The sequence below is a fragment of the Methylibium sp. T29-B genome, from assembly GCF_000576225.1.
Classification (GTDB): domain Bacteria; phylum Pseudomonadota; class Gammaproteobacteria; order Burkholderiales; family Burkholderiaceae_C; genus Methylibium; species Methylibium petroleiphilum.
This window is the reverse complement of record NZ_AZSN01000001.1, coordinates 1-24101: the sequence shown is the minus strand read 5'-3', so window position 1 is coordinate 24101 and position 24101 is coordinate 1. Positions and strand designations below refer to the sequence as shown.

At 68.0% G+C, this 24101-nt stretch carries 21 protein-coding genes, 2 tRNA genes and 3 pseudogenes; 14 read left to right on the top strand and 12 right to left on the bottom strand.

Annotation, left to right across the window (positions count from 1 at the left end; genetic code table 11):
- Positions 1–80: 80 nt before the first annotated feature.
- The 4 genes and pseudogenes from Y694_RS00115 to argA form a co-directional block, all read right to left on the bottom strand.
- Positions 81–446 (bottom strand): H-NS family nucleoid-associated regulatory protein, encoded by a 366-nt coding sequence (locus tag Y694_RS00115; protein ID WP_231497429.1) that lies wholly within the window; start codon positions 444–446, stop codon positions 81–83.
- 129 nt (positions 447–575) lie between these two features.
- Positions 576–1619 (bottom strand): Fe(3+) ABC transporter substrate-binding protein, encoded by a 1044-nt coding sequence (locus Y694_RS00110; RefSeq protein WP_036228625.1) that lies wholly within the window; start codon positions 1617–1619, stop codon positions 576–578.
- Between the two features lie 138 nt (positions 1620–1757).
- A pseudogene (locus Y694_RS00105) lies at positions 1758–2024 on the bottom strand (oxidative damage protection protein); the annotation flags it as partial.
- A 40-nt stretch (positions 2025–2064) separates the two neighbouring features.
- Positions 2065–3404, bottom strand: a pseudogene (argA, locus tag Y694_RS00100) (amino-acid N-acetyltransferase).
- A gap of 40 nt (positions 3405–3444) precedes the next feature.
- Here argA and hrpA point away from each other — a divergent pair.
- From hrpA to Y694_RS00090, 4 genes are all read left to right on the top strand, one after another.
- On the top strand, positions 3445–5460 hold the full coding sequence (hrpA, locus tag Y694_RS26945; RefSeq protein WP_409072450.1) for an ATP-dependent RNA helicase HrpA: 2016 nt from the start codon (positions 3445–3447) through the stop codon (positions 5458–5460).
- Entirely contained in the window at positions 5355–6626 is a 1272-nt protein-coding gene (locus Y694_RS26940; RefSeq protein WP_409072452.1) for a DUF3418 domain-containing protein, read from the top strand. Before hrpA ends, Y694_RS26940 begins: the two co-directional genes overlap by 106 nt.
- A 70-nt stretch (positions 6627–6696) precedes the next feature.
- A complete protein-coding gene (locus Y694_RS26935) occupies positions 6697–7503 on the top strand; it encodes a DUF3418 domain-containing protein (protein WP_409072449.1) in 807 nt (268 codons plus the stop codon).
- Positions 7504–7547: 44 nt separating this feature from the next.
- Positions 7548–7624: transfer RNA gene (locus tag Y694_RS00090), tRNA-Pro, on the top strand.
- Between the two features lie 79 nt (positions 7625–7703).
- Here the strand turns inward: Y694_RS00090 and Y694_RS23925 are convergent.
- Positions 7704–7994 carry a hypothetical protein gene (locus tag Y694_RS23925; protein ID WP_148210911.1) on the bottom strand — a complete coding sequence of 97 codons (291 nt, stop codon included), beginning with the start codon at positions 7992–7994 and terminating at the stop codon, positions 7704–7706.
- Positions 7995–8116: 122 nt separating this feature from the next.
- The gene (locus Y694_RS00085; protein ID WP_231497428.1) at positions 8117–9082 is read right to left on the bottom strand and encodes an MBL fold metallo-hydrolase; all 966 of its coding nucleotides are present in this window, start codon (positions 9080–9082) and stop codon (positions 8117–8119) included.
- A gap of 158 nt (positions 9083–9240) precedes the next feature.
- Here Y694_RS00085 and Y694_RS25220 point away from each other — a divergent pair, with 158 nt between their 5' ends.
- The 6 genes from Y694_RS25220 to Y694_RS00050 all read left to right on the top strand — a co-directional run bounded on the left by Y694_RS25220 (position 9241) and on the right by Y694_RS00050 (position 14155).
- Positions 9241–10362 (top strand): cache domain-containing protein, encoded by a 1122-nt coding sequence (locus Y694_RS25220; protein WP_051495393.1) that lies wholly within the window; start codon positions 9241–9243, stop codon positions 10360–10362.
- Positions 10254–11378 carry an ATP-binding protein gene (locus tag Y694_RS00070; RefSeq protein ID WP_051495391.1) on the top strand — a complete coding sequence of 375 codons (1125 nt, stop codon included), beginning with the start codon at positions 10254–10256 and terminating at the stop codon, positions 11376–11378. The genes Y694_RS25220 and Y694_RS00070 overlap by 109 nt, the downstream gene beginning before the upstream one ends.
- Positions 11379–11421: 43 nt before the next feature.
- Positions 11422–11498 (top strand) — tRNA-Arg (locus Y694_RS00065).
- A gap of 97 nt (positions 11499–11595) precedes the next feature.
- Positions 11596–12855: an ergothioneine biosynthesis protein EgtB gene (gene egtB, locus Y694_RS00060; protein ID WP_081771149.1), complete on the top strand. Its 1260-nt coding sequence runs from the start codon at positions 11596–11598 to the stop codon at positions 12853–12855.
- 11 nt (positions 12856–12866) lie between these two features.
- Complete coding sequence (gene egtD, locus Y694_RS00055) at positions 12867–13862, top strand: L-histidine N(alpha)-methyltransferase (protein ID WP_375136165.1); 996 nt, start codon at positions 12867–12869, stop codon at positions 13860–13862.
- A gap of 14 nt (positions 13863–13876) precedes the next feature.
- Positions 13877–14155 carry a DUF427 domain-containing protein gene (locus Y694_RS00050; RefSeq protein ID WP_011828980.1) on the top strand — a complete coding sequence of 93 codons (279 nt, stop codon included), beginning with the start codon at positions 13877–13879 and terminating at the stop codon, positions 14153–14155.
- Here Y694_RS00050 and Y694_RS22950 read toward each other — a convergent pair.
- The 4 genes from Y694_RS22950 to Y694_RS00035 form a co-directional block, all read right to left on the bottom strand.
- Complete coding sequence (locus Y694_RS22950) at positions 14142–14390, bottom strand: cysteine-rich CWC family protein (protein ID WP_081782168.1); 249 nt, start codon at positions 14388–14390, stop codon at positions 14142–14144. The genes Y694_RS00050 and Y694_RS22950 overlap by 14 nt on opposite strands.
- Positions 14348–15871 (bottom strand): fumarate hydratase, encoded by a 1524-nt coding sequence (locus Y694_RS00045; RefSeq protein WP_036228614.1) that lies wholly within the window; start codon positions 15869–15871, stop codon positions 14348–14350. Before Y694_RS00045 ends, Y694_RS22950 begins: the two co-directional genes overlap by 43 nt.
- A gap of 93 nt (positions 15872–15964) precedes the next feature.
- Positions 15965–16507 (bottom strand): DUF2062 domain-containing protein, encoded by a 543-nt coding sequence (locus Y694_RS00040; protein WP_036228613.1) that lies wholly within the window; start codon positions 16505–16507, stop codon positions 15965–15967.
- Between the two features lie 28 nt (positions 16508–16535).
- A complete protein-coding gene (locus Y694_RS00035) occupies positions 16536–17141 on the bottom strand; it encodes a TIGR00645 family protein (protein ID WP_011828983.1) in 606 nt (201 codons plus the stop codon).
- A gap of 199 nt (positions 17142–17340) precedes the next feature.
- On the opposite strand from Y694_RS00035, the pseudogene acs reads away from it, so the two are divergent.
- A pseudogene (gene acs, locus Y694_RS00030) lies at positions 17341–19310 on the top strand (acetate--CoA ligase).
- A 208-nt stretch (positions 19311–19518) separates the two neighbouring features.
- Here the strand turns inward: acs and Y694_RS00025 are convergent.
- Positions 19519–19827, bottom strand: coding sequence for a c-type cytochrome (locus tag Y694_RS00025; protein ID WP_036228610.1), 309 nt, complete (start codon positions 19825–19827; stop codon positions 19519–19521).
- A gap of 108 nt (positions 19828–19935) precedes the next feature.
- Between Y694_RS00025 and Y694_RS26930 the strand changes: the two genes are divergently transcribed.
- A complete protein-coding gene (locus tag Y694_RS26930; protein ID WP_081771338.1) occupies positions 19936–20340 on the top strand; it encodes a TIGR04438 family Trp-rich protein in 405 nt (134 codons plus the stop codon).
- Between the two features lie 82 nt (positions 20341–20422).
- Here the strand turns inward: Y694_RS26930 and ilvD are convergent, their stop codons facing one another.
- Complete coding sequence (gene ilvD, locus Y694_RS00015) at positions 20423–22105, bottom strand: dihydroxy-acid dehydratase (protein ID WP_011828986.1); 1683 nt, start codon at positions 22103–22105, stop codon at positions 20423–20425.
- Between the two features lie 108 nt (positions 22106–22213).
- Between ilvD and Y694_RS00010 the strand changes: the two genes are divergently transcribed.
- Together Y694_RS00010 and lgt are read left to right on the top strand one after the other, a co-directional pair.
- Positions 22214–23146: a LysR family transcriptional regulator gene (locus Y694_RS00010; protein WP_011828987.1), complete on the top strand. Its 933-nt coding sequence runs from the start codon at positions 22214–22216 to the stop codon at positions 23144–23146.
- 74 nt (positions 23147–23220) lie between these two features.
- The gene (gene lgt / locus Y694_RS00005; protein ID WP_036228600.1) at positions 23221–24015 is read left to right on the top strand and encodes a prolipoprotein diacylglyceryl transferase; all 795 of its coding nucleotides are present in this window, start codon (positions 23221–23223) and stop codon (positions 24013–24015) included.
- Positions 24016–24101 lie beyond the last annotated feature (86 nt).

The following is a 24101-nucleotide window of genomic DNA, read 5'->3' as shown; positions in this document are numbered from 1 at the left end:
GTCCACAAACGAAGCAGCCGCCCGCAGGCGGCTGGTTGAAAATGCCTCGGCCGGCTTCGCCGGTCGAAACCGATCGCCTGTCAGACCGAGAATTCCTCGATCTTGCGGCCGGAGGCCAGCGCTGCCTTCAACCAATTGGGTTGCAGCCCGCGGCCGCTCCAGGTATCGCCGGTCGCGGTATTCCGATACTTGACTGCGACCTTGCGACCGGCGGTCCCGCCGGTTTTTGCAGCCTTGGCCGGTTTGACCGGGGACTTGCTGCGCCCCAGATCCGCCAGCGTGATGCCGTGTTCGTCCATCAAGGCCTTGATCCTGGCGATGACCGCGCTGTGCTCGGCACGACGTGCGGTCTCGATCTGCTCGGTCAGGGCCGCAGCCTGCCGCTCGAGCGCGGCTTTCTGGGACATCAGGTCTTGGTATGTGGCCATTTCAGCGTCCAGCTCCATCGAGTTGAATTGAAGCGGGGAATAGCGCCCGCCTGAATTTGATTCTAGGCGGTCCAGCGAAAATCGTGCAATGTGACAACTCAGAGAAAACCCGGCCGCGGCCGGGTTCCAGGTGGAATATGTCGGGAATTATTTGTAGCCGACCCGATCGAGGCTCTGCTGAACCCGGATGGAATTCAGCCCGACCACCGAGATCGGAATCAGTTCGGCCTTGAAAGCTCCCAGCGCGTCGAGTGCCGGATTGGCGACCTTCACGCCCGGCACCACCGGATATTCGTTGTTGCCGTTCGCGAAATAGGTCTGGGCCGAATTGGTGGACAGGTATTCGAGGAACTTCACGCCGGCATCGCGGTTCTTCGCGTGCCGGGCCAGCGCGCCGCCGGCGATGTTGACGTGGGTGCCCCAGGATTGCTGGTTCGGGAACACGACCTCGATCTTCTCGACCACGGCCTTGTCTTCCGGCTTCTCCGAGCGCATCAGGCGTGCCAGGTAGTAGCTGTTGGTGAGGGCGATGCCGCACTCGCCGCTCGCCACGGCCTTGATCTGGTCGGTGTCGCCGCCCTTGGGGGCGCGCGCCATGTTGTCGACCACGCCCTTGAGCCAGGCCTCGGTCTTCTGGGCACCGAGGTGCTCGTACATCGAACCGAACAGCGACAGGTTGTAGGGGTGCGAGCCCGAACGGGTGCAGACCTTGCCCTTGTTCTTCGGATCGGCGAGTTCCTCGTAGGTGTCCACGTCGTCGCGCTTGACGCTGCCCTTGTTGAACACGATCACGCGCGCGCGGGTGGAGAAGCCAAACCACTGCGAGCCCTGGCCGTCGTCCTTGCCGCGCAGCTGCGCGGGAATGCGCGACGCCAGCACGCTGGACTTGACCGGCTGGAACAGGCCGTCCGCGTCGGCCAGGATGATGCGCGCGGCATCGACCAGCAGGATCACGTCGGCCGGGCTCGAGGCGCCTTCGCTGCGCAGGCGCGCCAGCAGACCGGCGTCGTCGGCGTCGACGCGGTTGATCTTGATGCCGGTCGACTTGGTGAAGTCGGCGTAGAGCGCCTCGTCGGTCTGGTAGTGACGCGCCGAGTAGAGGTTCAGCACCTGGTCCTGCGCCGCAGCGGCGAACGAGGCACAAAGGGTGGCGGCGGCCAGGGCCGTGCGGGCGAGGGTAGAGCGGACCATCGTGGAGTCTCCTGTGACAACGATCTGTCAGTATAAGAGTCAACACGAATGATTCGCGTCTGCGTCACCATTCCAGGCATCCGCAACGCACCGCCCTCGCGGGGCGGGCCACACGCCCTTGCGGCCGAACTCAGGTCGCGTCGGCGGCACGTAGCCGGCGGGCTGCTCGGCGCCGGCGCCGAAGAAGTAGTTCTCCATCTGACGCGCGAGGTACTGCCGCGCACGGGCGTCCGCCAGATTCAGACGGTTCTCGTTGACCAGCATCGTCTGGTGCTTGAGCCACTGGGCCCAGGCTTCCTTGCTGACGTTGTCGAAGATGCGCTGGCCCAGTTCGCCGGGGTAGGGCGCGAAATCCAGTCCGTCGGCGTCTTTCTTCAGCAGGGCGCAGTGCACGGTACGGGCCATGGGGAACTCCTTGTCCTTGTGATCGGGTCGACGAGGCTCGTCAGGCGAGCTTCTTCACCAGGACCAGCGAGCGTCGGTCCCAGTTGTACTTGCGTTTGCGCGCTTCGGGCAGCCAGTCGGCATCGACCTGGACGAAGCCGCGCTTGATGAACCAGTGCATCGTGCGGGTGGTGAGCACGAAGATGCTGGTGAGGCCGGCGGCACGGGCGCGCTGCTCCACGCGCTTGAGGATGCGCTCGCCATCTCCCTGGCCCTGCACGCTGTTGCTCACCGTCAGCGCTGCCATTTCGCCGGTGTGAGCCTCGGGGTAGGGGTAGAGCGCCGCACAACCGAAGATCACGCCGTCGTGCTCGATCACGGTGTAGTGGTCGATGTCGCGTTCGATCTCGGTGCGGTCGCGCTTGACCAGCGTGCCGTCGCGCTCGAAGGGTTCGATGAGCTGCAGGATGCCGCCGATGTCGTCGGAGCTGGCCTCGCGCAGGCTCTCTAGCTTCTCGTCGACCACCATCGTGCCGATGCCGTCGTGTGTGTAGACCTCGGTCAGCAACGCGCCGTCGGCGTTGAAGGGCAGGATGTGCGAGCGCTCGACGCCACCCTCGCAGGCCTTGATGCAGTGGCGCAGGTAGAAGGCGGTATCGGTGGGTTGGGTCGGGTCGGGCAGGCGGCCAGCAGGCGCCGGGCGTCGGCCAGCGCGAGCTCGGTATCGATCGCGCTCTCGGCGTCGCGCGGGTCCTCGCGCACGCCTGGCACCTCGGTCAGGAACATCAGTTTGTCGGCCTGCAACGCGATGGCGGTGCTGGTCGCCACGTCTTCCATCGTCAGGTTGAAGGCCTCGCCGGTCGGCGAGAAGCCGAACGGCGACAGCAGCACGATCGCGCCGATGTCGATGGCACGGCGAATGGCCGCCGCGTCGACGCGCCGCACGATGCCGCTGTGAAGGAAGTTCACGCCGTCGACGATGCCGACCGGCCGCGCCGTCAGGAAATTGCCCGACACCACGCGCACCGTCGCGTTGGCCATCGGCGTGTTCGGCAGGCCCTGCGAGAACGCCGCCTCGATCTCGAAGCGCAGCTGGCCGGCGGCCTCCTGGGCGCAGTCGAGCGCCACCGCGTCGGTGATGCGCAGGCCGTGGCTGAAGTGCTCCGGGTGGCCCTTGGCGCGCAGCTGCTCGCTCACCTGCGGGCGGAAGCCGTGCACCAGCACCAGCTTGATGCCCATCGCATGCAGGATCGCCACGTCCTGCACGAAGGCGTTCAGTCGGCCCGCGGCGATGCCTTCGCCGGCCATCGCGACCACGAAGGTCTTGCCGCGGTACGCGTGGATGTAGGGCGCGACCGAGCGAAACCAGGGAACGAAGGTGTGCGGGAAGACGAGGTCCATGAGACGGGCGCCGGGATAATCGCGGATTCTGCCCGACACCATGCCCGAGACCGCTCCCCGCACCGCCGCCCCTGCACCGCCGCGATCGCTGCCACCCATCCGCTTCCCCGAGGCGCTGCCGGTCTCGGCCCGGCGCGACGAAATCGCCGAGGCGGTGCAGCGCCACCAGGTCGTCATCGTCTGCGGCGAGACCGGCTCCGGCAAGACCACGCAGCTGCCCAAGCTGATGCTGGCGCTGGGCCGCGGCAAGGCCAATGCCAAACCCGGCGAGCGGGGACGGCTGATCGGCCACACCCAGCCGCGGCGCATCGCGGCGAGCTCGGTCGCCAAGCGTATCGCCGACGAGCTGGAAACGCCGCTCGGCGAGGTGGTGGGCTACAAGGTGCGCTTCCAGGACCGGCTGACGTCGGGTGCCTCGGTGAAGCTGATGACCGACGGCATCCTGCTGGCCGAGACGCAGACCGACCCGCTGCTGCAGGCCTACGACACGCTGATCATCGACGAGGCCCACGAGCGCAGCCTCAACATCGACTTCCTGCTCGGCTACCTGCGGCAGATCCTGCCGAAGCGGCCCGACCTGAAGGTGATCGTGACGTCGGCGACGATCGATGCCGATCGGTTTGCACGGCATTTCGGGAGCGTCCGCCCGACGCCGGACCGCCCCAAGCCGGGCGGCGCGCCCTCGGGGGGCGGAGACAGTGCGGAGCGCGGAGCGTGGGGGCACGAACTCGTGCCGGCGCCGGTGATCCAGGTGAGCGGCCGGCTGTTCCCGGTCGAGCAGCGCTGGAGGGCTTTCGAGGAGTCGCGTGAGCACGACCTGAACGACGCGATCGCCGACGCCGTCGACGAACTGTGGCGCGAGGGCCGCGGCGACGTGCTGGTGTTCCTGCCCGGCGAGCGCGAGATCCGCGAGGCCGCCGACCACCTGCGCAAGCACCTGCTGCAGCAGCACCGCGGCGGCCCGCAGCCCGAGATCCTGCCGTTGTTCGCGCGGCTGTCGCAGACCGAGCAAGACCGCGTGTTCCAGGCCGGCAACGGGCGGCGCATCGTGCTGGCCACCAACGTGGCCGAGACCTCGCTCACGGTGCCCGGCATCCGCTACGTGGTCGACGCCGGCACGGCGCGCGTCAAGCGCTACAGCTATCGCAACAAGGTCGAGCAGCTGCAGGTGGAGCCCATCAGCCAGGCCGCCGCCAACCAGCGTGCCGGCCGTTGCGGGCGCGTGGCCGACGGCATCTGCATCCGCCTATACGACGAAAAGGATTACGCGGGCCGGCCGCGCTTCACCGATCCCGAGATCCTGCGCAGCTCGCTGGCCGGCGTGATCCTGCGCATGAAGGCGCTGGGCCTCGGCGACGTGGAGGCCTTCCCCTTCCTCGAGCCGCCGCCGAAGAAGGCGATCGCCGACGGCTACGCGCTGCTGAACGAGCTGGGCGCGACCGACGACGACAACGCGCTCACGGCGATCGGCAAGGAGCTCGCCAGGCTGCCGCTGGACCCGCGCATCGGCCGCATGATCCTGGCTGCGCGCGACCGCCAGGCGCTGGCCGAGGTGCTGGTGATCGCCAGCGCACTGTCGGTGCAGGACGTGCGTGACCGGCCGCTCGAACAGCAGCAGGCCGCCGATCAGAAGCACAAGCTGTTCGAAGACGAGCGCTCCGAGTTCGTCGGCTACGTCAAGCTGTGGCAGTGGATCGAGCTGGACGCGGCCACGCCGCGCACCCGTCGACCATGCCGGCGCCGGCCCGTGCGTCGGACGGCCGCGGCGAGGGCACGGCCGCCCACAAGCTCTCCAACCGCCAGCAGGAGCAGCGCCTGCGCGAGCACTTCGTCAGCCCGCGCCGCGTGCGAGAGTGGCGCGACATCCATTCGCAGCTGCACACCGTGGTGGCCGAGCACGGCTGGCGGCTCAACGGTACGCCGGCCACCTACGAGCAGCTCCACCTGGCGATGCTGGCCGGGCTGCTGGGCAACGTGGGTTGCAAGAGCGACGACGAGGACTGGTACCTCGGCGCGCGCGGCATCAAGTTCTGGCGCCACCCCGGCGCGCACCTGAGCAAGAAGCCGGGCCGCTGGCTGATCGCCGCCGAGCTGGTGGAGACCACGCGGCTGTTCGGCCGCGCGCTGGCGGCGATCGAGCCGGCGTGGATCGTGCAGGTGGCCGGCCACCTGCTGAAGAAGCAGCTGCTCGAGCCGCATTGGGAGAAGAAGGCGGCCGAGGTGGTGGCGCTGGAGCGCGCCACGCTGTACGGGCTGGTGGTCTACAACAACAAGCGGGTCAACTTCGGCAACGTCGACCCCGCCGCCGCGCGTGAGATCTTCATCCGCGAGGCGCTGGTGAACGGCGAGTGGGAGAGCCGCCTGCCTTTCCTTGCGCACAACCGCAAGCTGATCCGCCAAGTGGAGGAGCTGGAGCACAAGTCGCGCCGGCAGGACGTGCTGGTCGACGACGAACTCATCTTCGCCTTCTACGACCAGCAACTGCCCGAGGACGTGTGTTCCGGCACGACGCTGGAACGCTGGTACCGCGCCCAGAGCCCGCAGCAGCCGAAGCTGCTGATGCTGACCAAGGACGAGCTGATGCGCCACGAGGCCGCGGGCATCACCACCGCGGCCTTCCCGAAGACGCTGCGCCTGGGCGGCATCGACTGCGAGGCCGCCTACCTGCACGAGCCCGGCGACAGCAAGGACGGCCTGACCGTCACCGTGCCGATCTACGCGCTGAACCAGGTGAACGACGAGCGCTGCGAGTGGCTGGTGCCGGGCCTGCTGAAGGACAAGGTGCTGGCGCTGATGAAGAGCCTGCACCAGCGGCCGCGCTCGCGCCTGGTGCCCCTGCCCGAGGCCGCAGCCGAGTTCTGCGAGCTGGTGCCGTTCGCGCAGGGCAGCCTGGTCGACGCGCTGCTGAAGGCGGTGCGCGAGCGCACCCAGATCGCGGTGCAGCGCAACGACTTCAAGCTCGAGACGCTGCAGCCCCATCTGTTCATGAACTTCCGTGTCGTCGACGAGCACGGCCGCCAGCTCGGCATGGGCCGCCACCTGCCGACGCTGAAGGCCGAGTTGGGCGCGCAGGCCAGGTCGGCGTTCCAGGCGCTGGCGGCCTTGAAGCTGGGCGGGGTGGAGCAGGCGGCGAACTCGCCATCACCCAACCCTCTCCCACCAGCGGGAGAGGGAGCCGCACAAACTCTCTCCCTCTCCCGCCCGCGGGAGAGGGCCGGGTGAGGGCACGCCACCCTCGGCCACGCCGCCTCAGCGCCACACCACCTGGTCCTTCGGCGAACTGCCCGAACTGATGGAGATCCGCCGCGGCGCGCAGAGCCTGGTCGGCTTCCCGGCGCTGATCGACAAGGGCGGCCACGTGGAGATCGAGGTGTTCGACGAGCCCGACGTCGCGGCCACGCGCCACCGCGCCGGGCTGCGCCGCCTGGTCGCGCTGCAGATCAAGGAGCCGCTGAAGTACCTGGAGAAGAGCATCCCCGACCTGCCGCGCATGGCGGTCGCGTACATGGCGCTCGGCGGCAGCGCCGACGAACTGCGGGCGCAGATCATCGACGTGGCGCTCGACCGCGCCTTCCTCGTCGAGCCGCTCCCCACCGATGCAGCGGGCTTCGCGAAGCGCATCGACGAGGGCCGCACGCGGCTCAACCTGATCGCGCAGGAGGTGGCGCGCCTCGCGGCGACCGTGCTCGCCGAGCAGGCGACCGCCACCCGCAAGCTCAAGGACACGCGGCCGGCCAAGGAGGTGGCCGACGACGTGGCGGCGCAACTGGCGCGTCTGTGCCCCAAGCGCTTCCTGGCCGAGACCGGCTACGCGCAGTTGCACCACCTGCCGCGCTACCTGAAGGGCGTCACGCTGCGGCTCGACAAGTGGCGCGCCGACCCGGCGCGCGATGCGGCCCGCCTGGCCGAACTGCGCCCGATCGAGCAACGCTACCTGCGCCGCGTGGCCGAACTCAAGGGCGCGGCCGACGCGCGGCTCGACGAGTTCAGATGGCTGATCGAGGAACTGCGCGTGAGCCTTTTCGCACAGGAACTCCGGACACCCCAACCCGTGAGCGCCAAGCGCCTGGAGAAGGCCTGGTCCCAGCTGAGCGCGTGAACATCCGGCTCGGCAAAGTGCGCTGGCTACAATCGCGGCTCAGTCGGGGCGTAGCGCAGCCTGGTAGCGCAACTGGTTTGGGACCAGTAGGTCGCGAGTTCGAATCCCGCCGCCCCGACCAATGTTCATGCGGCCTGTCAGGTGGAAGCCTCCAGGCCGCTTTTGCTTCTGACGGACCGGCCCGTCCGAGGCGAGCGCTCCTATCGACAACCCGGCATCCCGGCGCCGGCAAAAGCGCTGGGCAGTGCCGATGATCTGGGTCGAGCAGCGCAGGGGCCCGCTCCGGCGCCGCGACATTCGCAGATCGGCTGCTCTGCGTGCCAACGGTCGGACTCCACCTGCGCAACGACGCCCGGGTCCATATGCCCGTGTGTCGGAAACAGCCTCAGGCCGCGCTCGCTGAAGTCGCCCATGGCTATCCCACCACTGATCAATCGAGACAATTCGGTCGCGAAGTCCTCGGCCCAGATCACGCGCTGAAGCTTGTTCATGACCCATTCTGGCAACGGCGGCGGGCGCTGTGCGCGCCGGGGCAGCACCGCCGTTGACCCACATCAAGCGCCGAGCAATCGGGGCAGAGGTCGGCGTTGACGGCTCCCTGTCGGGTTCGGATTCACGGCTTGCTGCTGTAGTTCAGCGGCACCCAGACATAGCCCTTGCCCTCGGCACGAAGGCGTCCGATGCCCGGGAACGAGACATGAGCGATGGCCACGTAGTAGCCTTGGCGGGCCGCATCGGCGAAGGCCTTGCGGCGCTGCGGCATCGCCGTCTTCGAGTCGACATCGAACTTGATGACGATCGAGGGGTCGGGAAACTGCACGGCGGCCACGTGCATCATGTCGCCCCAGATCACCAGTTTCTGCCCGCGGCTCTCGACGACATAGAAGGTGTGACCCGGCGTGTGGCCCGGCGCCGGCTCGGCGCGCACCCCGGGCACCAGGTCGGTGCTGCCCGTGAACGTCTTCAGGCGGCCGGCGTCCTGGTAGGGTTTGACGGCGGCCATCGCGCCGGCGAAGAAGCCCTTGGCGTCGTCGGGCGCCCTGGCCATCTGCTCGTTGCTGAGCCAGAAGTCGGCGTCGTGCTGGTCGAAGCGCAGCGTCGCGTTCGGGAACGCCGCCTTGCCGTCGGCGAGCAGGCCGCCCACATGATCGGGGTGAAGGTGGGTGATGTAGACCTCGTCCACCTGCTCGGGCAGGTAGCCGGCGGCCTTCAGGTGGGCCGGCAGCTTGCCGAGCGTCGGGCCGAACAGGCCGGCGGCGCCGGTGTCGATCAGCACCAGCCGCGTCCCGGTGTTGACCAGGTAGGCGTTGACCGAGGTCTCGAGCGGCACGCCCAGGTAGGCCCGCTGCAGCGCGCGCTTCACCTGGCCGGGCCGGGCGCCGGACAGCAGCTGGTCGACCGGCAGGTCCACGGTGCCATCGGACAGCGCGGTGATCTCGAAGTCGCCCAGCATCATCCGGTGGTAGCCCGGCGCCTGGGTCTTCTGCTGCGGCGCCTCGGCGCGGCTGTCGGTGAGGGCGGGGCCGCCGGCCGACAGCGCGACGATGAGCCCGAAGATGGCAAGGAGTTTGCGAGTCATGGGACGTTCTCGGGAGTCGCTAAGGGATAGAGCGGTAGGCAGTCTAGGCCTCATGAGATAAAACCGCTCGGGCTCGCGGCATGGCCGCCAAGGAAGGCAATTTGGGCGCTCGTCTGGTCGAATGGCGTCGTACGTTCCGGCGGCAGGCTGCCGGGTCTTTGCTGCTGCTGCTGGCCGTGGCCGTCTTCCTGGGCGTCTCGCTCGCGCAGAGCTTCGATCGCTACCAGGTCGCGGCCGATGATGACCTCGAGAACCTCACGCTCAACCTCGAGCGCTATCTCTTCACCCGCTTGCAGGCGGCCGACCTCGTGCTGCAGTCGGCGGCGCAGAGCTTCGCGCTGATGAGCGCGGCCGGTCCGGTGAGCGAGACCGAGTTCAATGCCGCACTGTTCGAGTTGCAGAAGCGGCTCCCCGATGCCCCGGCACTGCGCGCGGCCGACCACACCGGGCTGGTGCTCTATGGCGGGGGTGTCGACCCTGCGCAGAGGCTCAGCGTAGAGCGGCGCCAGTTCTTCCAGGAAGCCAAGAGTTCCTCGACGATGGTGCTGGGGCTGCCGCTCAAGTCACGCATCACCGGCCGCTGGGTGCTGCCGCTGGCCCAGCAGCTGCGCGACCACCGCAACGCCTTCGCCGGTGTCGTCTACATCAACCTCGATCTCGAGGAACTGAACGGATTCTTCGGCTCGTTGAAGCTTGGCGCCCAAGGGGTGATCACGCTGTTCAACGCGCGCCGGGAAGTCCTGCTGCGCCTGCCGGCCGCGCCGATGGCGCAGGACGAGCAACCGGTGCGCGTGGCGGCGCCGGAGGTTCTGAACTCGCTCGCGTCAGGCAAGCCGGCGGACCGGTTCCGCACCCGAAGCTCGATCGACAGCGTGCTGCGGGCCGTGATGTACCGGCAGGTCGGCGGCTATTCGGTCTTCATCCTGGCCGGCCTGGCGGAGGCGGACTTCCGGGCGCCTGGTACCGGGAGCTGGCGATCACGGTGGCGTTCTGGCTCGTTCTGGCGGGTGCGCTCTGTCTGTTGTTGGTGCAGCAGTACCGGTCGGGGCGCGGCCAGCTGCGGGCGCTGCGGCTGCTCCAGGAGGCCAAGGAGCAGGCGGTGCGGGCCAATGACTCGAAGTCGCTGTTCCTGGCCAACATCAGCCATGAGATCCGCACGCCCCTCAACGGCGTGCTGGGCTTCGCGCAGATCGGCTACCGCGATCCGTCGGTCGCTCCGGAGGCGCGCCAGAAGTTCGCGCGCATCCTCGAGTCCGGCAAGCTGCTGCAGGGCATTCTGAACGACGTGCTGGACATGTCCAAGATCGAGGCGGGCAAGCTCCTGCTGGACCCGACCCCCACGATGCTGCGGCCGGCCCTGGAGCGTGCGGTCGACCTGGTCCGGGGCTTCGCGCGCGACAAGGGCATCGCGCTGTGCCTCATGGTGGACCGTCGCGTGCCCGAGGTCATCGTCGTCGATCCCCTGCGGCTGGGGCAGATCCTGCTCAACCTGCTGTCGAATGCGGTCAAGTTCACCGCCTCCGGCCAGGTGGACGTGACGGTCGGCGTCTCCGGCGACAAGCTGGTCATCAACGTGCGGGACAGCGGGCTGGGCATGTCCGAAGAGCAGATCTCCCGGCTCTTCATGGCGTTCGAGCAGGCCGATCGATCGACCACGCGTCGTTATGGAGGCACCGGCCTGGGCCTGGCGATCACCAAGCGGCTGGTCGAGATGATGAATGGCTCGATCGTGGTCACGAGCCACCTGGGGGCCGGATCCACGTTTTCGATTCGCCTGCCGCTCGCGCGCTCGACCTTGACCTCGGTGGAGCCCGAAGGGCCGGTCGGCACCGACGCGGAGCCTGTCGGTGCCGACACGATGCTGCAGCCTCAACGGGGCGAACGCGAAGAGACCGCGGGCCGGCTGCCGCATTCGAGGCTCGACGGGATGCGCGTGCTGGTGGCCGAGGACAACCCGGTCAATCAGATCGTCATCGAGAGCATGCTGTCGATGGAAGGGGCCTCCGCGGAGGTGGTGGCTGATGGCTACGAGGCGATCGACCGCGTCGCCGCGCAGCTGGATCCGAAGTACAACGCGGTGCTGCTGGACGTGATGATGCCTGGCATCGACGGCTACGAGACCGCGCGACGCATCCACTCGCTGGACGCGGAGTTGCCCATCATCGGCCAGACCGGTCACGCGCTCGCGGAGGATCGCACCCACTGCATCGAGGCTGGCATGGTCGAGCGCGTCACCAAGCCGCTCGATGCGGATGAACTCGTCAGCGTGCTGCTGAAGCATTCGCGCCAGGTCTGAGGCGCAAGGCCGCAAAGTGCCGCGTACACTTCCCCTGCCCCCTCTGCCCGTAGCTCAACTGGATAGAGCACCAGCCTTCTAAGCTGGGGGTTACAGGTTCGATTCCTGTCGGGCAGGCCAGTTGGGAAACCACCGTGCCGGCGATCCACTGTATGGCCTTCGTGCCCGCCGACATGACCTACCGAGGAGTGAAGTCTTGAACTCCCGTGTTGCCGAGTTGTCGTCCTCCGCGCCGTCCGTCGATCGCAGCCTGCGCATCGTGTGGCGCCGCCGCCTGGAGGCGGTGCGGTCGCAGTCGCTGCAGCTCGCTGCGCCGCTGTCGGCCGAAGACCGCTGCGTGCAGTCGATGCCGGATGCCAGCCCCACCAAGTGGCACCTTGCGCACACCACCTGGTTCTTCGAGACCGTGGTGCTGCAGGCGCACCAGCCAGGCTACCGCGTGCACGACGAGCGCTACGCCTTCCTGTTCAACTCCTATTACGAGTCGCTCGGGCCGCGTCATCCACGCGCCCAGCGTGGCCTGCTGACGCGACCGTCGAACGAGGAGGTGCTGCAGTACCGGCGTCATGTCGACGAGGCGATGCTCACCTTCGTTCGCGAGTCGGACGACGCCGCTTGGCTGGCCGCGCTTCCGCTGATCGCGCTGGGCCTGCAGCACGAGCAGCAGCACCAGGAACTGATGCTGACCGACGCCAAGCACCTGCTGTCGCTGAACCCGCTGCAGCCCGGCTACCGCAGCGCGTCTCCGGACGGCGAAGGCCGGGTGTTCGCCGCGCGCGGCCTGCATCCCGCACCGGTGTGTGGCCCGCCGTTGCGCTGGCTGGCGCGCGCCGGCGGTATCGCGGACATCGGCGCGCCTTCCACGACGGCGTTCGCCTTCGACAACGAGACGCCGTGTCACCGCGCACTGCTGCAGGCGCACGAACTGGCCAGCCGGCCGGTCGCCAACCGCGAGTTCCTCGAGTTCATGCGCGACGGCGGCTACCGTCGACCCGAGCTGTGGCTCAGCGATGGCTGGGCGGCCGTGCAGCAGCAGGGCTGGGCCGCGCCGCTGTACTGGAGCGACACCGAGGCGCGGTGCCCGGGGGTCTTCACGCTGCTGGGGCCGCGGGCGCTGGATCTCGACGAGCCGGTGAGCCACCTGAGCTTCTACGAGGCGGCCGCTTACGCCACCTGGGCCGGTGCGCGCCTGCCGACCGAGTTCGAGTGGGAGGCTGCGGCCGCCGACGGCGTGCTGGAAGGGACGGGTGAGGTCTGGGAGTGGACGCGTTCGTCCTACGATCCCTACCCGGGGTTCCGGCCGCAGGCCGGGGCCGTGGCCGAATACAACGGCAAGTTCATGGTGGGTCAGCTGGTGCTGCGAGGCGGCAGCTGCGCGACGCCGAGCGGGCACGCGCGGCCGAGTTACCGCAACTTCTTTGCGCCGGGCGCGCGCTGGCAGTTCGCGGGCCTGCGGCTCGCGAGGGATGTCTCGTGACGACGCAGCCGTTGCGGGCCACGCCCGATGCTCGCGCCCATCTGCTGCCCGTGACCGACGCGCAGCCGCCGCACCAGGTGATCGACGGCGACTTCGCCCGTGAGCTGCTAGCGGGGCTGGCGCGCCGGCCGCGCAGCATTGCGCCCAAGTTCTTCTACGACCGCGAGGGCTCGGCGCTGTTCGACCGCATCTGCGAGCTGCCCGAGTACTACCCGACGCGCACCGAACTGGCCCTGATGAAAGCGCAGGCCGACGAGATGGCCGAGTGCATCGGTCCGGACGCCGAGATCGTGGAGTTCGGCGCCGGCTCGAGCCGCAAGATCCGCGTGCTGCTGGGCGCGCTGCAGCGGCCACGTCGCTTCGTTCCGATCGACATCTCGGCCGAGCACCTGCACGTCGCGGCCGATGCGCTGCGTGCCGACCACCCGGGGCTGGACGTGCGCCCGATCGCCGCAGATTTCACCCGACCCTTCGACCTGCCGGCACCGCATGCCGCGAGCCGTCGCCGTGTCGGCTTCTTCCCTGGCTCGTCGATCGGCAACTTCGGCCCCGACGAAGCGCTGGGCTTTCTGCGCCGCACGGCCGTGCTGCTGCGCGGCGGCGGGTTGTTGATCGGCGTCGATCTGGTCAAGGATCCGGCGCTGCTGCACGCCGCCTACAACGACACGGCCGGCGTCACGGCCGCGTTCAACCTGAATCTGCTGGCGCGCGCGAACCGCGAACTCGGTGCGAACTTCGATCTCGCCCAGTTCGCGCACTACGCCCCTTACCGGCCGGCCGAGCAGCGCATCGAGATGCACCTGGTGAGCCGCCGTGCGCAGCAAGTGCGGCTGTGCGGCCATGTCTTCGAGTTCGCCGAAGGCGACACGCTCCACACCGAGAATTCGCACAAGTTCAGCGTCGCGGGATTCCGCGCACTGGCCGAGCAGGCTGGCTACACGCCCCGGGCAGTGTGGGTCGACCCGCAGCGGCTGTTCAGCGTCCATTGGCTGGCCCTGCCAGCGTGAAGGGGGAGTTTTCTATGAAGGCGGAGTGGAACGGCGTGGTCATCGCCGAGAGCGACGACACCGTGGTGGTCGAGGGCAACCACTACTTTCCGGAGAGCGCGCTCCGGCGCGAGTACGTGGTCGGCAGTAACCACCACACCATGTGCTCGTGGAAGGGCGAGGCGAGCTACTACTCGCTGCTGGTCGACGGTGACCTGAATCCGGACGCCGTCTGGTACTACGCCGAACCGAAGGAAGCCGCGGCCGAGATCAAGGGTCGGGTCGCGTTCTGGAAGGGCGTCAAGGTCTCCTAGGCGCTGCGCCGGCGCAATGGCGGCACAGGCAGGCGACCCCGCGTTGCTCGGGCGGCAGCCCGGTCAGGCGTTCGGGGGCGATGCACACGGTGCTGCACCAGCAGGCCACGTCGAAGCGGCCGGCCGCGGCCACGGCGCAGCCGTTCGGCCCGCCGCAGGCCGGGCAGTCCGGGGCCTGCAGCGGCCCCGCGCTCAGGCGGTGGCGACCGGAATCTTGCCGATCTTCGCCTGCCATTCGGCCGGTCCCGTCTGGTGCACCGAGCTGCCGGTCGAGTCGACGGCCACCGTCACCGGCATGTCCTTGACGTCGAACTCGTAGATCGCCTCCATGCCAAGGTCGGCGAAGCCCAGCACCTTGGCCTGCTTGATCGCCTTGGCCACCAGGTAGGCGGCGCCGCCGACGGCCATCAGGTAGGCGCTCTTGTGCTTGCGGATCGCCTCGATGCCGGCCGGGCCGCGCTCGGCCTTGCCGATCATGCCGATCAGGCCGGTCTGGGCCAGCATCATCTCGGTGAACTTGTCCATGCGCGTGGCGGTGGTCGGGCCAGCCGGGCCGACCACCTCGTCGCGCACCGGATCGACCGGGCCGACGTAGTAGATGACGCGGTTGGTGAAGTCCACCGGCAGCTTCTCGCCCTTGGCCAGCATGTCCTGGATGCGCTTGTGTGCGGCGTCGCGGCCGGTGAGCATCTTGCCGTTGAGCAGCAGCGTGTCGCCCGGCTTCCAGCTCGCCACCTCCTCGCGCGTCAGCGTGTCGAGATTGACCGACTTGCTCTTGTTGTAATCGGGAGCCCATTTCACGTCGGGCCAGAGGTCCAGGCTCGGCGGCTCGAGGTAGGACGGGCCGGAGCCGTCGAGCACGAAGTGTGCGTGGCGCGTGGCGGCGCAGTTCGGGATCATTGCCACGGGTTTGCTGGCCGCGTGCGTCGGGAAGGTCGAGATCTTCACGTCGAGCACCGTGGTCAGGCCGCCCAGGCCCTGGGCGCCGATGCCGAGGGCGTTGATCTTGTCGCACAGCTCGATGCGCAGCTCCTCCAGCTTGTTCTGCGGGCCGCGCTGCTTGAGCTCGTACATGTCGATGTCGCCCATCAGCGACTCCTTGGCCATCAGCATGGCCTTCTCCGCCGAGCCGCCGATGCCGATGCCCAGCATGCCCGGCGGGCACCAGCCGGCGCCCATGGTCGGCACCGTCTTCAATACCCAGTCGACCAGGCTGTCGCTGGGGTTGAGCATCACGAACTTGCTCTTGTTCTCGGAGCCGCCGCCCTTGGCCGCCACCTGCACGTCGACCGTGTTGCCCGGCACGACCGTCATGTGCACGACGGCCGGGGTGTTGTCCTTGGTGTTCTTGCGCTCGAAGTGGGGATCGGCCACGATGCTGGCGCGCAGGGTGTTCTCGGGGTTCAGGTAGCCGCGGCGCACGCCCTCGTTGACGGCATCCTCGATCGAGCCGGCGAAGCCCTCGAAGCGCACGTCCATGCCGATCTTCAGGAACACGTTGACGATGCCGGTGTCCTGGCAGATCGGCCGGCGTCCTTCGGCGCACATCTTGGAGTTGGTGAGGATCTGCGCGATCGCGTCCTTGGCGGCCGGGCTCTGCTCCTGTTCGTAGGCACGCGCCAGGTGCGTGATGTAGTCGGCCGGGTGGTAGTAGCTGATGTACTGCAGCGCGGCAGCGATGCTGTCAACGAGATCGGCGTGTCGGATCGTGGTCATGGGGCTGTCCCGTGATCGGGGAGTGGCTGCGGAACGGAGGGCGGCGTACCCGGCCGGTCTGCCGGGCAGCGGCACCAGGGCAAGTTGACAAGTTTACTGTTCGGGGGGACGCTCGTCCTCGTCCGGCCGATGCTCGGGCCGGGGCCGCCAGAGCAGCCAGACCAGCGTGAAGCCGGTGGCCGCACCGATCACGGCCAGCGAAGCCAGTCCCACGAGCAGCGGCGCACCGGCTGATTGCGCGGCCGTCCACAGCCCTTCGATGAAGCCCTGTTGCTCGAGCAGCGCCGCGGTCTCGCTTTCGACCCGCAGCGCCGCGGCCTCGTCGTCCGGTTCACCGAGCAGGAATCGGCCGATCTTGTAGGCGGCCCAGTAGATCGGAGGGAAGGTGAAGGGATTCGTGATCAGCGTGGCTGCCGCCGCGATCGCGACATGGGCGCGCAGCGCGATCGCCACGGCGATGGCGAACAGGAACTGCGCCACCGGCAGCATGAAGCCGACGAACACCCCGATGGCGACCGCCCGCGCCACGCTGCCGCGGTCGGTGCGCCACAGGCGCTCGTTGTCGAGATGGTGCGCGACCGGGCGCAGCCATTTCGAGCGGCGAAGCTGCTCGCGGGTGGGGATCCAGCGTTTCACGCGGGCTGCCGCCGGGGCCGCGGCGGCGTCAGTGCTTTTCCTGGTGAGTCGCTGCTGTCATCAGCTTGTCGGTGTAGGCGATGGCGAGCGCGGACAGCAGGAAGGTGATGTGGATCAGGGTCTGCCACAGCAGCACCTTGTCGGTGTAGTTGCCCGCGTTGATGAAGGTCTTGAGCAGGTGGATCGAGCTGATGCCGATGATGGCCGTGGCCAGCTTGACCTTCAGCACCGAGGCGTTGACGTGGCTCAGCCACTCAGGCTGGTCGGGGTGGCCCTCGAGATTCATGCGCGACACGAAGGTCTCGTAACCGCCGACGATGACCATGATCAGCAGGTTGCTGATCATCACCACGTCGATCAGCGCCAGCACCACCAGCATGATCACCGTCTCGTTCAGGCTCGCGATGGGTGCGTCGGTCTTGTAGCCGATGCTGGTCACCAGCTTCTGCAGTGCCTCGGTGTTGCCGAACGCCGCCTCGATCAGGTGGACCAGTTCTACCCAGAAATGGAAGACATAGACCACCTGCGCCAGGATCAGGCCCAGGTACAGCGGCAGCTGAAGCCACCGGCTGGCGAAGATCAGATTGGGCAGGGCGGGGAGCTTGTTCTTGATCGGGTCAGGGGAGGCGGACATGGGGAGGGAACGAAGGAGGAGGCGCAGATTCTATTGAACACCGCTCCGTGGGAGCGTGCCCGCATGAAGCAATGGCTCGGGGGTAGCCGCAATGGTCAGGGTCTGCCGGTCCGCGCTACATTGCCAAGCTGCGAGTAAGGGCATCGTAAGAGCGTCTGCCTATGGTGCCGACCGACAACTACGCCTCGAGGAGACGAACATGAGCAGTCAGGAACCCCACATCTACCTCCCGCCGGCGGAGCTCGCCGGCGCTGCCCATGTTTCGGGCATGGCGGCCTACGACAAGCTGGTCGCCGAGGCCGCGGCCGACTACCAGGGCTACTGGGGGCGGCTGGCACGGGAACTGGTGAGTTGGAAGAAGCCTTTCACCAAGGTGCTGAACGACAGCGATGCACCGTTCTTCAAGTGGTTCGAGGACGGCACGCTGAACGTCTCCTACAACTGTCTCGACCGCAACGTCGAGCGCGGACTGGGCGACAAGACGGCCATCATCTTCGAGGCCGATGACGGCAAGGTGACCACCGCCTCCTACCGCCAACTGCTGGCCCAGACCTGCCGGCTCGCCAACGGCCTGCGCTCGCTGGGCGTGAAGAAGGGTGACCGCGTCGTCATCTACATCTCCATGTCGATCGAGGGCGTGGCGGCGATGCAGGCCTGCGCCCGCATCGGGGCGACCCATTCGGTCGTGTTCGGCGGTTTCTCGGCGCAGAGCCTGCGCGACCGCATCGCCGATACCGGCGCAGTGGCCGTGATCACCGCGGACCAGCAGGTGCGCGGCGGCAAGCAGTTGCCGCTGAAGGCGATCGTCGACGAGGCGCTGGCGCTGGGTGGTTGCGAGAGCGTCCGGCATGTGGTCGTCGCCAAGCGCACCGGCGCCGACGTCGGCTTCCAGGCCGGGCGCGACGTCTGGCTGAACGAACTGCTCGCCGGCCAGGCCGACACCTGCGAGCCGGAGTGGGTCGAGGCGGAGCATCCGCTGTTCCTGCTCTACACCTCGGGCTCGACCGGCAAGCCCAAGGGAGTTCAGCACGCCAGCGGCGGTTACCTGCTCCACGCGGCGCTCACCACCAAGTGGACCTTCGACCTGAAGGACGACGACATCTTCTGGTGCACTGCCGACATCGGCTGGGTCACCGGGCACAGCTACATCACCTACGGCCCGTTGGCGCTGGGCGGCACCGAGATCGTGTTCGAGGGTGTGCCGACCTATCCGGACGCTGGCCGCTTCTGGCAGATGATCCAGAAGCACAAGGTCTCCGTCTTCTACACCGCGCCGACGGCGATCCGCTCGCTGATCAAGGCCGCCGAGGGCAACGAGGCGGTGCACCCGAAGCAATACGACCTCTCCAGCCTGCGCATCCTCGGTTCGGTGGGCGAGCCCATCAACCCGGCCGCCTGGGAGTGGTACCACCAGCACATCGGTGGCGGCCGCTGCCCGATCGTCGACACCTTCTGGCAGACCGAGACCGGCGGCCACATGATCACGCCGCTGCCGGGCGCGACGCCGCTGGTGCCGGGTTCGTGCACGCTGCCGTTCCCCGGCATCCAGGCCGCGATCGTCGATGAGACCGGCAAGGACGTGCCGAACGGGCAAGGCGGCATTCTGGTTGTGAAGCAGCCCTGGCCCAGCATGATCCGCACGATCTGGGGCGACCCGGAGCGCTTCAAGAAGAGCTATTACCCGGAAGACTTCAAGGCAAGTACTACCTGGCCGGCGACGGCGCGATCCGCGACGAGAAGACCGGCTACTTCACCATCACCGGGCGCATCGACGACGTGCTGAACGTGTCAGGCCACCGCATGGGCACGATGGAGATCGAGTCGGCGCTGGTCTCGCACACCGAACTCGTCGCGGAAGCGGCGGTGGTCGGCCGCCCGGACGACACCACCGGCGAGGCGATCTGCGCCTTCGTGGTGCTGAAGCGCCCTCGTCCGACCGGTGAGGAAGCGAAGAAGATCGCTGCCGAACTGCGCAACTGGGTCGGCAAGGAGATCGGCCCGATCGCCAAGCCCAAGGACATCCGCTTCGGCGACAACCTGCCCAAGACCCGCTCCGGGAAGATCATGCGCCGCCTGCTGCGCTCGATCGCCAAGGGCGAGGCCATCACCCAGGACACCTCGACCCTGGAGAATCCGGCCATCCTCGAGCAGTTGGCTCAGACCAACTGAATCGAGGGCCCGAAGGGCGTGGCGCGTCAGCGCCATGGGCGGATCGGGGAGCACTCATGTCGCGCAGCGACGTGGCGTGCTCACCAGAATCCGGCCATCCTCGAGCAGTTGGCTCAGACCAACTGACGTGCTCTGTCTGACATGAGAAAGGGCCCCGTATGCGGGGCCCTTTCTGTTTTGGCGAGGCCGCTGGCGCGGCCTGCACAGATCACTTCAGGCCGAGGATCCAGGTCACCAGTTGCTGGGCTTCGGCTTCGTTCACCTGCGGATTTGCCGGCATGGGGATCTGACCGAAGGAACCCGAGCCGCCCTTGATGACCTTGGTGGACAGTTTCGCCACGGCATCCTTGTCGCCGGCGTACTTGGCAGCCACGGCCTTGAACGACGGGCCCAGGACCTTCTGGTCGACCTGATGGCAGGCCATGCAGTTCTTCTTCTGCGCCAGATCGGCGTTGGCGAAGGCGGGTGCGGCGCTCAAGGCGCCAACGACCACACACATCATCACTTTCGGGTTCATCGAGGGTCTCCTTGCTGTGTCATGGCTGGGGTAAAGTGCCCAACGCATTGTACGTGGGCGGGGTTGACCTGCGCGCGCGGCCGGCAAGCGCCGGCAGAGGAGAAGGCGATGTGGTTCGTGGTCCTGGGCGTCGTGTTGTCCGCGTTGAAACTGCTCGACATCGGGGTGGTCGGCGTTTGGTCGTGGTGGGCCGTGCTGGCGCCGTTCGCGCTGGCCGTGATCTGGTGGACCTGGGCCGACATGTCGGGTTACACCAAGCGCAAGGAAATGGAAAAGATGGACGAGCGCAAGGTCGCTCGTCGCAACAAGAGCATGGCCGCACTGGGGATCGACCCGCGCGGCTTCGAGAAGAAGAAGGCGGCCGCCTTCAAGGCGTCCCAGGCGAAGCGGACCGACAAGATCGAAGGTCAGCGTGAGGCGCAGCGCCAGAAGGCCCGGGATTCCGTGCTCAACAGCCGCTTCGACAGCCAGAGCACCAGCCGCATCGACGGCGGACCGGACACCAAGCGCTGATCCCTGTTCGCGCAAGCGTCCGACCATGAACAAGGCGACCCGCGGGTCGCCTTTTCCTTTGCGGTCCAGTCCCGCCGCCTACCTACTCGAAGCGGTCCAATACCGCGCCGCTGCTGGCGCTTGACGCGTTCTTCGCGAACTTGGCCAGCACGCCGCGTGTGTAGCGCGGCGCCGGCGCCTTCCAGGCGGCGCGGCGCTTTGCGATCTCGGCCTCGCTCACGTTGAGGTTGAGCACCAGCGTGTGCGCATCGATGGTGATCGAGTCGCCTTCCTGCACCAGCGCGATCGTGCCGCCGGCCGCGGCCTCGGGTGCCACGTGGCCGACCACCATGCCCCAGGTGCCGCCGGAGAAGCGGCCGTCGGTGATCAGCCCCACCGATTCGCCCAGCCCCTGGCCGATCAGCGCACCGGTCGGCGCCAGCATCTCGGGCATGCCCGGGCCCCCCATCGGGCCCAGGTAGCGCAGCACCATCACGTCGCCGGCCTGGATCTGCTTGGCCATGATGGCGGCCAGCGCCGACTGCTCGTCGTCGAACACGCGCGCCGGGCCAGTGATGCTGGGATTCTTCAGGCCGGTGATCTTGGCCACGGCGCCCTCAGGCGACAGGTTGCCCTTCAGGATGGCCAGGTGGCCTTGCTCGTACATCGGCTTCGTGATCGGGCGGATCACGTCCTGGTCGGCGCGCGGCGCATCGGGGATGTCGGCCAGGTTCTCGGCCACGGTCCTTCCGGTGATGGTGATGCAGTCGCCGTGGATCAGCCCGGCGGCGAGCAGCGTCTTCATCACCTGCGGGATGCCGCCGGCGCGGTGCAGGTCGATCGCCAGGTACCTGCCGCTGGGTTTGAGGTCGCACAGCACCGGCACCTTGCGGCGCACGCGCTCGAAGTCGTCGATCGTCCACTCGACGCCGGCGGCGTGCGCGATGGCCAGGAAGTGCAGCACCGCATTGGTCGAGCCGCCGGTGGCCATGATCACCGCGACCGCGTTCTCGATGCTCTTGCGTGTGACGATGTCACGCGGCTTGAGGTCGGCCTTCACTGCCTCGACCAGCACGCGCGCCGCTTCCTTGGTGTGCGCGACGATCGGGTCCTCGACATTGGCCATCGTGGAGGCGAACGGCAGGCTCATGCCCAGGGCCTCGAAGGCCGAACTCATGGTGTTGGCGGTGTACATGCCCCCGCAGGAGCCACTGCCCGGGATCGCGCGTCGCTCGATCTGGCAGAAGTCTTCCTCGCTCATGTTGCCCGCGGTGAACTGGCCGACGGCCTCGAACACGCTGACGATGTTGAGATCCTGGCCCTTGTACTTTCCCGGCAGGATGGTGCCGCCGTAGACGTAGATCGCGGGCACGTTGGCGCGCAGCATGCCCATCATGCCGCCCGGCATGTTCTTGTCGCAGCCGCCGACCACCAGCACGCCGTCCATCCACTGGCCGCCGACGCAGGTTTCCACGCAGTCGGCGATGACCTCGCGCGAGACCAGCGAGTACTTCATGCCCTCGGTGCCCATCGCCATGCCGTCGCTGATGGTGGGGGTGCCGAAGATCTGTGCATTGCCGCCGGCCGCCTCGATGCCCTCGACCGCGGCGTCGGCCAGCTTCTGCAGGCCCGAGTTGCAGGGCGTGATGGTCGAGTGGCCGTTCGCCACGCCGATCATCGGCTTCTTGAAGTCGGCCTCCTGGTAGCCCATCGCGTAGTACATCGAGCGGTTGGGTGCGCGGGCCACGCCTTCGGTGATGTTCTTCGAACGGCGGTTGATGCTCATGATGGCGGGCTCCTGGGCTGGCGGTTGGTAGGCGTGCGGCGCGAGTATCGGCCTCGGCCTCTGTCTTCGTCCAATATATGTTGGCGGCTCGATTGATATGCTTGGTGAATGACCAACGACCTGATCGACGTGCGCGTCTGGCGGCAGTTCCTCGCCGTGGCGGAACTGCTGCACTTCGGCCGTGCCGCGCAGCGACTGCACATGACGCAGCCGCCGCTGACGATGGCGATCCAGCAACTGGAGCGGCGCCTGGGGCAGCCGCTGTTCGTGCGCAACCGCCGCACTGTGACGCTTGCGCCCGCCGGGGCCGCGCTGCTGCAACCGGTGCGTCAGTGGCTGGCGCAGGGGGAGGCCTTGTCGGTGCTGGCGCGTGCGGTGGGCGAGGGCGATGTCGGGCGGCTGCGCCTGGGCTTCGTGTCGACGCTGGGGTTCGGCCCCTTGCCGGACTGGCTGCGTGGCTTCCGGGAGCGCCACCCGCGCATCGAGGTCGAGTTGCGTGAGGTCACGACCGACGTGCAACGCCACGCCTTCGCGCGGTCCGAACTGGATGCCGGCTTCATGCTGCACGCCAGCGGCATGGACCCGGGGGTGGAGAGCGCGGGGCTGGATGCCCTGCGCGTGCTCGAGGAGCCGCTGGTGCTGGCGCTCCCCGAGGCGCATCCGCTGGCTCGGGCCACGCGCCTGTCCCTCCCGGTCCTGATGGCGCAGCCGTTGGTGATCTTTCCCCGGCCGATCGCGCCCTCGCTGTTCGATGCGGTCCTGGCTTACTACCACCGCCACGGCGCGGTGCCGACGATCGCGCAGGAGGCGATCCAGATGCAGACGATCGTCAACCTAGTGTCGGCCGGGCTGGGCGTGGCCTGGGTGCCCGAGGTGGTGACCCGCATGCAGCGCCGCGGGGTGGTCTACCGTGCCCTGCCGCCGTCGCTGGCTGTCGGCGCGCCACGCTGCGAGACGAGCCTGGTGTGGCGCCGCGAACCGCCGGCGGTGGTGGCGCGCTTCGTCGACTTCGTGCGCGCCGCGCCGTCGCCAGGCGGTTGAGGTCGCGGGGCGCTGCGTTATCGTGCCGGCCTGTCCAGATGCCTGCGGCCCCGGCGGCCGCAACCGACACGCCCATGCTGATCCATCCGCAGTTCGACCCCGTGGCCCTGGAACTCGGGCCGCTGGCGATCCACTGGTACGGTCTGACCTATCTGGTGGCCTTCGGCCTGTTCCTGTGGCTCGCGTCGCTCCGGGTGCAGCATTCGCCGTTCAGGGAGACCGGCTGGACGCGACGCGATGTCGAGGACCTGCTGTTCTACGGCGTGCTGGGCGTGATCATCGGTGGGCGGCTCGGCTATGTACTGTTCTACAAGCCCGGCTACTACGCGGCGCATCCACTGGAGGTGTTCGAGGTCTGGAAGGGCGGCATGGCCTTCCACGGTGGCCTGCTCGGCGTGATCGGCGCGATGGCGCTGTTCGCCCGCACGCGCGGGCGACGCTGGCTCGAGGTGACCGACCTCATTGCGCCCTGCGTGCCGACCGGTCTGGCCAGCGGACGCATCGGCAATTTCATCAACGGCGAGCTGTGGGGCCGGGCGGCCGATCCGTCATTGCCGTGGGCGATGGTCTACCCGCAGTCGGGCAGCGAGATCCCTCGTCATCCGTCGCCGCTATACCAGTTCGCGCTCGAAGGGCTGCTGCTGTTCGTCGTGCTGTGGCTCTATGCGCGCAAGCCGCGTGCGACCGGGCAGGTCTCGGGTGCCTTCCTGGTGGGCTATGGCGTGCTGCGCTTCATCGCCGAATACTTCCGTGAGCCGGACGGCTTCCTGGGCCTGCTGGCGCTGGGCATGAGCATGGGACAGTGGCTGTGCGTGCCGATGGTGGCGGCCGGCGTGGCGCTCTGGGTGTGGGCCAGCCGACGGGCCTGACCGTCGCACTTGGAGGGTGCGCACTCTTTGTGTGCGATCGACCCAGAAAAACCGCCCGACCTCGCGGCCGGGCGGGATAAAAGGGA